The 9,194-nt window shown below is 38.0% G+C and carries 6 protein-coding genes and 2 pseudogenes; 3 read left to right on the forward strand and 5 right to left on the reverse strand.

What is annotated here, in order from left to right; translation table 11 throughout:
- Both H4I94_RS15670 and H4I94_RS15675 read left to right on the forward strand, forming a co-directional pair.
- A pseudogene (locus H4I94_RS15670) lies at positions 1 to 621 on the forward strand (conjugal transfer protein TraA); the annotation flags it as partial.
- 50 nt (positions 622 to 671) lie between these two features.
- Positions 672 to 1,109, forward strand: a complete 438-nt coding sequence (locus H4I94_RS15675; RefSeq protein WP_261183680.1) for a hypothetical protein — start codon at positions 672 to 674, stop codon at positions 1,107 to 1,109.
- Positions 1,110 to 1,319: 210 nt separating this feature from the next.
- Here H4I94_RS15675 and H4I94_RS15680 read toward each other — a convergent pair whose 3' ends face one another.
- Complete coding sequence (locus H4I94_RS15680; RefSeq protein ID WP_004281849.1) at positions 1,320 to 1,739, reverse strand: hypothetical protein; 420 nt, start codon at positions 1,737 to 1,739, stop codon at positions 1,320 to 1,322.
- Positions 1,740 to 1,998: 259 nt separating this feature from the next.
- Here H4I94_RS15680 and H4I94_RS15685 point away from each other — a divergent pair, with 259 nt between their 5' ends.
- Positions 1,999 to 2,208, forward strand: a complete 210-nt coding sequence (locus H4I94_RS15685) for a hypothetical protein (RefSeq protein WP_228127370.1) — start codon at positions 1,999 to 2,001, stop codon at positions 2,206 to 2,208.
- Positions 2,209 to 3,264: 1,056 nt separating this feature from the next.
- Here H4I94_RS15685 and H4I94_RS15690 read toward each other — a convergent pair.
- The 4 genes and pseudogenes from H4I94_RS15690 to H4I94_RS15705 form a co-directional block, all read right to left on the reverse strand.
- Positions 3,265 to 3,444, reverse strand: a pseudogene (locus H4I94_RS15690) (hypothetical protein); the annotation flags it as partial.
- 203 nt (positions 3,445 to 3,647) lie between these two features.
- Positions 3,648 to 4,547 (reverse strand): cation diffusion facilitator family transporter, encoded by a 900-nt coding sequence (locus H4I94_RS15695; protein WP_261183681.1) that lies wholly within the window; start codon positions 4,545 to 4,547, stop codon positions 3,648 to 3,650.
- An 85-nt stretch (positions 4,548 to 4,632) separates the two neighbouring features.
- Positions 4,633 to 7,791 (reverse strand): efflux RND transporter permease subunit, encoded by a 3,159-nt coding sequence (locus tag H4I94_RS15700; RefSeq protein ID WP_261183682.1) that lies wholly within the window; start codon positions 7,789 to 7,791, stop codon positions 4,633 to 4,635.
- Complete coding sequence (locus tag H4I94_RS15705; protein WP_261183683.1) at positions 7,781 to 9,145, reverse strand: efflux RND transporter periplasmic adaptor subunit; 1,365 nt, start codon at positions 9,143 to 9,145, stop codon at positions 7,781 to 7,783. The genes H4I94_RS15700 and H4I94_RS15705 overlap by 11 nt, the downstream gene beginning before the upstream one ends.
- Positions 9,146 to 9,194 lie beyond the last annotated feature (49 nt).

Consider the following 9,194-nt stretch of genomic DNA (forward strand, 5'->3'; position numbering starts at 1 on the left):
GGAACTTCATCGACTCAAATCTCTATTTGCAACAGTGCCCTTCAAGATCACCGCCACCATATTGAAGATAAGCGGGAGATATACGGAATTAACTCGAAGATACATGCTTTAACTTCAGCGAATCGTACATTCACGAAGGAAGAAATTGTTACCGAGGTTCGTGCGAATCTTAAATCTAAATCTATTTTAGGTGATGAGATCGGTAGCATTAGAGGTATGAAAATTGCAAAAGGTGAGCTTCTCAAACTTGAGGAAGGGTTACAGATCAAGACTGGATTCTTTAAGAAAGAAACCTTTGAGAAGGGAACAGAATTAAAGGTTCTTGATGCCTACAAGGTGAAAGATAAACCAATGATTAAAGCTCGAATCAATGATATGGAATATGAGATTCCATTTGAAAAACTTTCTGTTAAGTATTCAGATCGGTACTTCACAGAGTTTAAAGATCAGAGCGCACACCGTTTTACTGCCCGCAATAAAACTGAAGTTTATAGCGAGTACCGTGAGCAGTTATTGAAGCAAAAGATTACTGCACCGGAAGAAAATTTGAATGCTCCTAATCACAAGATGAAGCTGCAAAGCAATCTTAATACTACCCCTAGAAATACACCTAGAATCTAACTTCACCTGGCATAAGTAAGTGAAAATAACAAACCATAAAGGACTTTTTAATGAGTAAAGATGATCATGATAAATTTTTATTATTCCTGATAGTTGTAGGCTTTATCGTGTTAGTTGTCTGCGGTCTTGCGTGGCAGGGAGCAGGCATCTTTAACTTGCCTTTCACAGTGATGCTATGGACTATCATCAGATTAATTATCGTGGTATCGCTTGTATTTATTGCTGGAAAATTCGGTCTACCAAGAGAGTTTACTTTCCCCGCAGCAGCAGTAGGTTTAGCTTTTAGTTTATTCCCTGTCCTTGATCATATTGCGTTAGGTTATTCTGCTAAAAATTTCTATGAAACCACTAATTTTATGGGGCAAACGGTTCGGGAATTTGGTGCCAGTAAAATTACGGTCTGGTGGGGTTCGATTTATGCCAAAATAGCCTATGCTAGCCTTGCAGGTTTAATTGGATATGGTGTTAAGGTCGCCACTGATGATTAAAAAAGAAAAACCAACTTGAAGTTGGTTTTTCTTTGGTTCTAAAGAAGATCAGTAATTAGGGTTTTGTACGAGAGTAAAAAATTATCACATTGGCTTACTCTCAAGCCTTTGATTTTATGTGAAAGCATATAAACTGAAAAAACAATAAATGTTCATACTGGAACTTTAGATATGAATCTATGAAACATTTATGAGTAATAAAGTTTCATACTAGCTTATGACCCTTACACGTTTGCCATAGGTACGCCTACCTGTACCAGAACAAACTGGACACCATGAGTTATTGTGAAATAAGTTTTGAAAAGTAGGATTCCATTTATGCTTCTTTTCACATTGCACATCAAGCTTCTGACGTACATTGATGTATTCTGTAGAAAATAAAACACCGCCTTTACTTTCTATAAATTCCTTAACAAATTCATAGGTATGTGCAACATCTCTATTGCTACATTCATTACACCAAGATTTTTTATGTATATGAACGGCAGGAGTGGCATAAAATTCATGGCCTTTTTCACATCTATATAGGAGTTTAACAGTCCTACCTAGATATTCTTTTGAAAGACATTCTCCTTTATGCTGTTTCGCATAGTTTTGACACCATTCAAGATTGTATTTAGGTAAGGCCATAGATAAATCCTTTGAGCAATCTAGTATGAGAATTTATTGCTCAGTATGATACTTTAATACTTAGTATGAAACTTTTTTACTGCCCCACATAGGCTTTTTGATGTGGAAAGGTGCAGGCACAACTGGCTTAGACTTTGCAAGCTTTACTAAATCCTTTTTAGGCATTATTGGTGTAGGTGCGGCTTTATAATTCGCAATAAAATTTAGTCTGCCTAAAGCATTTGTGTTTCCCGCAATCGCTATTTTATTGGTTGCTTGCTTGTTCCCCGCATTAAATTATTATGCTCTTGAAGCATCTGAAAAGTCATTTAACCAAACAACCAATTTTTTAAGTCAGCCAGTACATAAGTTTTCAGCAAATAAAATAACTGTACTTTGGGGCATGTGGTACATGAAAGCCCTATATTTAGCCATAGCAGGTTTAATTGGCTTTGGCATAGCTAAAGCTTTATATCCTGAAGTGATTTAAAAAAATTGGATATTTTTATTTAGAAATTACATTGTATGTTTACAACATAAATTGAGATATATAAAGATGACCCATTGAAATGGGATTAAAAAAAATACTTTATTTTTAATATTATAATTATATGTAGTTCAACTAATGGTGTAATAGGTTTTAGTTATAAACTTATTCATTCAGGAATTATATTGCTGAATGAATAAGTCTAATTGATTTATTTATGCAACCCAACTATTCATTTGATTCATTTGATTCATTTGATTCATTTGATTCATTTGATTCATTTGATTCATTTGATTCATTTGATTCATTTGATTCATTTGATTCATTTGATTCATTTGATTCATTTGATTCATTTGATTCATTTGATTCATTTGATTCATTTGATTCATTTGATTCATTTGATTCATTTGATTCATTTGATTCATTTGATTCATTTGATTCATTTGATTCATTTGATTCATTTGATTCATTTGATTCATTTGATTCATTTGATTCATTTGATTCATTTGATTCATTTGATTCATTTGATTCATTTGATTCATTTGATTCATTTGATTCATTTGATTCATTTGATTCATTTGATTCATTTGATTCATTTGATTCATTTGATTCATTTGATTCATTTGATTCATTTGATTCATTTGATTCATTTGATTCATTTGATTCATTTGATTCATTTGATTCATTTGATTCATTTGATTCATTTGATTCATTTGATTCATTTGATTCATTTGATTCATTTGATTCATTTGATTCATTTGATTCATTTGATTCATTTGATTCATTTGATTCATTTGATTCATTTGATTCATTTGATTCATTTGATTCATTTGATTCATTTGATTCATTTGATTCATTTGATTCATTTGATTCATTTGATTCATTTGATTCATTTGATTCATTTGATTCATTTGATTCATTTGATTCATTTGATTCATTTGATTCATTTGATTCATTTGATTCATTTGATTCATTTGATTCATTTGATTCATTTGATTCATTTGATTCATTTGATTCATTTGATTCATTTGATTCATTTGATTCATTTGATTCATTTGATTCATTTGATTCATTTGATTCATTTTTTTTAACTTGTTTTTGTTTAGAATTTTCAACTTTAGAAGCTTTTAAATTCTTTTCAAGAAATAACAAGCCGCCATCTGCATAACTAAAACTTGCGATACTAAAGAATGCACTAATTAACAGTAATTTAGTACAAAATTTATTTTTGAATAGCATGTTTATTTACTCTCATTTAATACTTGTTAGATATTCTAACTTTAAAGAATTAACACCCAGAGGACTCATAAATTACATTCTTGTAATTTTAAAATGTCTCAGGATGGTGTTTAAAGTGCGTGTGATAAATAGAAGTGTAATACAGGAAAATGGTAAGGTTTATCAGCCTAGTCATCTGTCCATTATGTAGAAAGAGCAGCACTTTAATGTTTATGCTGTTCCAATGTATTACATTCCTTACTTTCTATTTGTAACGTAATTTCAGTAATACTATGATTATGTTTTAGAACTTCTAAGGCCTTTTGATAGAGTTGATCTGTATTGCTATTCGGAGCAACCAAATGAGCAGTTAAATGAATATTTTTTGAGGATATAGCCCAGACTTTCAACTGATGAATCCCTTCAACGCCCTCTAGCTTCAATAAATCATTTCTTAACGACTCAATATCAATCTCATCAGGAACTCCTTCAAGCAGAATATTAATACTTTGTTTTAATAAAATCCAAGTTCGAGGTAAGACCCAGAAGCCAATTAACACAGCGATTACGGTATCAACCCACATCCACTGGGTAAAATAAATAACTATTCCTCCGATAATCACGCCTATCGATCCTAGAGCATCACTAAGAACTTCTAAATATGCGCCTTTCACATTTAGACTTCCTTCAGCACTCGCAGAAAGGATTTTCATTGAAATCAAATTTACGACCAAACCAATGACCGCGACAATCATCATTTCAACACTTTGAATTTCAGCAGGGTTCGTAAAACGTTGATAAGCTTCATATACAATATATATTGCTACCACAAAAAGCATCACTGCATTAAACAGAGCCGCTAAAATTTCGAATCGCTGATAGCCAAAAGTTCTTTTATCATCTGCGGCTTTTTTACCAATTTTGATAGCAGCAAGAGCAATAGCTAATGCGGCTACATCAGTAAACATGTGAGCGGCATCAGACAGTAATGCTAAACTTTGGGTAATAAAAGCAGCGACAACTTCTACTATTAAAAAAGTAGTCGTTAAACCCAAAGCAAACATTAATTTCTTACTATTTCCTTCAGTAACAACCGCATGGCTATGATCATGATGTTCTGACATAAAATTTTCCTTATTCAATCCATGATTAGCAGAGATACTTGAGACAGGCTCAATATCTCTGCTAAAAATTGCTTAATCTAATGGATTAAGAAGCTTTCTTTTCATTCATCCAGCGGTACAGTACGGGCAATAAAACCAATGTAAGCAGGGTAGAGGAGATAATTCCTCCAATAACCACTGTTGCTAAAGGTCTCTGTACTTCTGCCCCAGTTCCGGTTGCCAAAGCCATCGGGACAAACCCAAGGGACGCCACACAAGCTGTCATCAGCACAGGTCTAAGACGCAAAATTGCACCCTGCCACGTTGCATAATAAAGGTCATATTGTTGTCGCAACTCTTTGATAAAGGTAAGCATGACTAAGCCATTCAGTACAGCCACCCCCGATAGTGCAATGAAGCCAACCCCTGCTGACATGGATAATGGAATGTCACGCAACCACAACGCGATTAAGCCTCCACATAAGGCAAACGGTACACCACTAAAGACCAGTAAGCTTTCTTTGATATTATGGAATACAGCCATCAATAAAATAAAGATCGTCAACAATGCGAGCGGAACCACCAATTGCATACGCGCTTTTGCAGACATCAGATTTTGAAATTGACCGCCATAATCTATCCAATAACCGCTTGGTAATTCCTGTTTGGATAACGTGCTCTGAAGCTCTGTTACGAATGAGCCTAAATCACGTCCTTCTACATTTGCAGTAATAACCACTCGACGTTTACCATTTTCACGGCTGACCTGATTAATACCCAGGATATTTTCAACGCGTGCCACATCTTGCAGTTGGACTAAACCACCATTCGGCAATTGAATAGGAAGTACCGCTAACTGTTCAGGACTACGCTGGGATTCATCTAGACGGATGACAAAATCAAAACGCTTGTCTCCCTGTAAAATTGTTCCAACATTCTGGCCACCGACACTTGTAGCTACCAGATCCTGAATTGCTCTTACCGACAAGCCATATTGTGCAGCTCTGGACTTATCCACCTCTACATTCAACAAGGGTAAGCCACTGGTCTGTTCTACATTAACGGCTGTCGCGCCTGAAATTGAGTTAATTTTTTGAGAAATCTTATTCGCTTCGCGATTCAGAATCTCCATATCATCGCCAAATAACTTGACCCCCACATCACTTCGCACCCCTGAAATTAACTCGTTAAAACGCAGTTCAATGGGTTGCGAGAACTCACTGTTATTTCCCGGCAATGTCGCTAAGAAAGTAATCATTCTTTGGCGAAGCTCATCAATCGTTTGTTTTGGATCAGGCCATTCATCATGAGGTTTTAACAGTACAACGCCATCTGAAATGTTGGGTGGCATCACATCTGTGGCTACTTCTGCTGTACCGGTACGGGCAAAGATCGCTTTAACTTCAGGAAATTCTTTCAACAGTAACTTTTCAGTGTTTTCCTGTATTCGTAATGATTGCTCTAAACCTGTACTTGGAGAACGCATTTGCTGAACAGCAAAATCACCTTCACTCAGTTGAGGTGCAAATTCACTGCCTGTTTGAGTGACTAACACACCCGTAAGCACTAAAATACAGACAGCCACAATAGTCACAAATAAACGCAGTTCATAGGCCTTGTCTAACAGCACTTCATATTTGGTTTTAAGCCAATGCATCCAGCGACTTTCGGTTTCCTTAACTTCTCCAGTGACAAAGAGTGCAACTGCGGCCGGCACAAAAGTGACCGATAAAATCATGGCACCAATTAAGGCCAGTACTACAGTCATTGCCATAGGATGGAAAAGTTTGGCTTCTACACCGGTTAAGGTAAAGATGGGCAGATAAACCACCAAAATAATCAACTGTCCAAAAATGAGAGGGCGACGTGCCTGTTTCGCAGCCAAGAAGACTTCTCTAAATCTTTCAGAACGGCTCAGCAAACCACCTTTCAGCTTCTGAGCTTCGGCTAGCCGCCGGATACAGTTTTCTACAATAACCACTGCACCATCAATAATGATACCGAAGTCCAATGCCCCCAAACTCATCAGATTCGCACTGATTTTCTGTTCTGCCATTCCCGTCAAGGTAAACAGCATTGAGAGTGGAATAACGCAAGCCGTGATCAGCGCAGCACGGAAATTACCTAGAAAGAGAAATAAAATAACAATGACGAGGATTGCACCCTCAATCAAATTTTTCTGAACGGTTTTGATCGCCCGATCAACCAAATGCGTACGGTCATACACAGTCTCAATCACCACACCTTTAGGTAGCGATTGCTGGATCGATTGCACCTTTTCATCAATGGCTTGAGCAACGGTACGGCTATTTTCTCCCATCATCATCATGGCAATACCCAATACAGTTTCTTCACCATTATAGGTTGCAGCCCCTGTTCTCAAGTCATGACCAATTGAGACATTGGCGACATCTGCCACCCGAATCGGATAGCCGTTTTTATTGGCAATACTGATGTTCTGGATATCTTCAATCGTGTTTAAAGTGCCGGGAACACGAACCGTTAGCTGTTGTCCATTTTTCTCAATATAGCCAGCACCACGGTTTTCATTATTCTCTGTTAAGGCAGTTTGTAAATCAGACAAAGGAATTTGCAATTGTTGCAATCGGTTCAGATCCGGGGCAACCACATAGGTTTTATTAAAGCCACCAATGCTGTTGATCTCCGCAACGCCTTTTACGCGCTGTAATTGTGGCCTTACAATCCAATCCTGAATTTCACGTAAATCCATAGCCGAATAAGCGGTCCCATCCGGTTTTTTAGCATTTGGTTCGGCTTTAATCACCCATTGATAGATTTCACCTAAACCTGTCGAAATAGGTGACATGTTAGGTTGCACATCTTCAGGCATTTCTCCCATTGCTTCTTGCAAGCGCTGGTTGATGAGCTGTCTGGCCCAGTAAATATCCGTGCCATCTTCAAAAATGATGGTCACTTGCGATAAGCCGTAGCGTGAAATAGAACGGGTTTGTTCCATTTTCGGCATGCCTGACATGGCATTCTCGATTGGATATGTAATCCGCTGTTCCATTTCTAAAGCCGTAAAACCATTGGCTGAAGTGTTAATCTGCACCTGAGTATTGGTAATATCTGGTACAGCATCAATCGGCAGCTTTTGATAGCTGTAAATGCCTACGCCAATCCAGGCCACAATAAACAGCATGACCCAGATGGCATTATGAATTGAAAACTGGATCAGTCGATCAAACAGTCCTTCAGGCTTTATTGACTCATTATTAGATATTTGAGAATTTTCAGTGCCCATGTGAAGCCTCTCCTTTTTCCATTTCAGATTTCAGTAAGAAACTACCTTGAGCGGCATATTTTTGTCCCTGATTAAGCCCATTTACCACTTCAATCCACTGGCTCTCCCCAGATGACTGACCTAATTTCACCGGCTGCGGACTGAATTCAACTTTCTGTCCATGTTGAGTGGCGACAAAAACCACATCCTTTCCATCGATATTCTGAACTGCTGACTTAAGCACCCGTAATGCGGTACTTTCACTCTGTTGTTGCAGCAGTACGTTTACCATCAAGTTTGGACGTAATTCGGTTGCATTCGATTCAACTTTTGCTCGAACCTGAAGACGACCCGTTTGAGTATCCGCTTCAGTATTTAAAGTCTGGATAACTGCCTGATAGACCTTTTCAGTTTGCAAGGATTTAAATTCGATCTTTTGATTCGGGGCTAAACCCATAATTTCAGAATTTGGAACAATAAACTCAAGCCAGAGCTGATCTAACCGGTCTATGGTAAAGAGCTGATCGGCTAACTGAACATTTTCTCCGAGCACCAAATCCTTTTTACTGATCACGCCGGAAATGGGAGCTTTCAAAATATAGCGCCCGTTACTGGCATTCACTGCACCACATGCACTTAAACGTGATTGGGCCGCTTGAACCTGAATTTGCGCCCGTTTATAGCTGTTGTAAGCACGTTGATAGTCCTGTTTTGCTGAAATACCTTGTGACCACAGCTGACGCTCACGCTCGAAGTCCTGTTTCGCCAGTTCAAGGTTGGTTTGTTCAATTTTTAGATTGGCCTGCTGATCGACTAAATCAGGAACAAGCAACGTGGCCAAAGACTGTCCTTTCTGAACTTTTTGGCCGAGTTCTACATAGACATTTTCTACATGACCACTAAAACTCGGAGAGACATGCGCTTGCTGGTCGGTATTCACGTTAAGTTTTGCTGGATAAGAACTTAATTTAACCACCGGACCTTGATCGACTGCTGATAACTGTATGCCTTNAGAGACATGCGCTTGCTGGTCGGTATTCACGTTAAGTTTTGCTGGATAAGAACTTAATTTAACCACCGGACCTTGATCGACTGCTGATAACTGTATGCCTTGTTCAACCAGTTGCTTGGCCGTCAGGCTCACGCCTTCTGCATGCTCTTCGGTTTCACCGCCATGTTCCTCTTTGCCTTCTTCACTTCCATGTTCCTCTGCGCCTTCTTCCTCGGCATGTTCATCTGATGTTTCAGATTTATTCTTACCCGACAAGATTAAGAAAATACTGAGGAGTACGGTTGCACCGATGGCCAAACCAATCAATAGAGGTTGGGAAATCTTTCCGCTCTGTTTTTTTAAGATGTTTTTAAGATCGAACATGTTAATTTCCCCCACCAATGACAGGCATGGCCTGTATGTCTTGCCATAA

This window comes from Acinetobacter sp. T_3_1, assembly GCF_025377055.1.
Taxonomy (GTDB): Bacteria; Pseudomonadota; Gammaproteobacteria; order Pseudomonadales; family Moraxellaceae; genus Acinetobacter; species Acinetobacter kookii.

Coding starts and splice junctions, on each gene's coding strand:
- H4I94_RS15675 (WP_261183680.1), top strand. CDS start 672: ATGAGTAAAGATGATCATGATAAATTTTTATTATTCCTGATAGTTGTA.
- H4I94_RS15680 (WP_004281849.1), bottom strand. CDS start 1,739: ATGGCCTTACCTAAATACAATCTTGAATGGTGTCAAAACTATGCGAAA.
- H4I94_RS15695 (WP_261183681.1), bottom strand. CDS start 4,547: ATGTCAGAACATCATGATCATAGCCATGCGGTTGTTACTGAAGGAAAT.
- H4I94_RS15700 (WP_261183682.1), bottom strand. CDS start 7,791: ATGGGCACTGAAAATTCTCAAATATCTAATAATGAGTCAATAAAGCCT.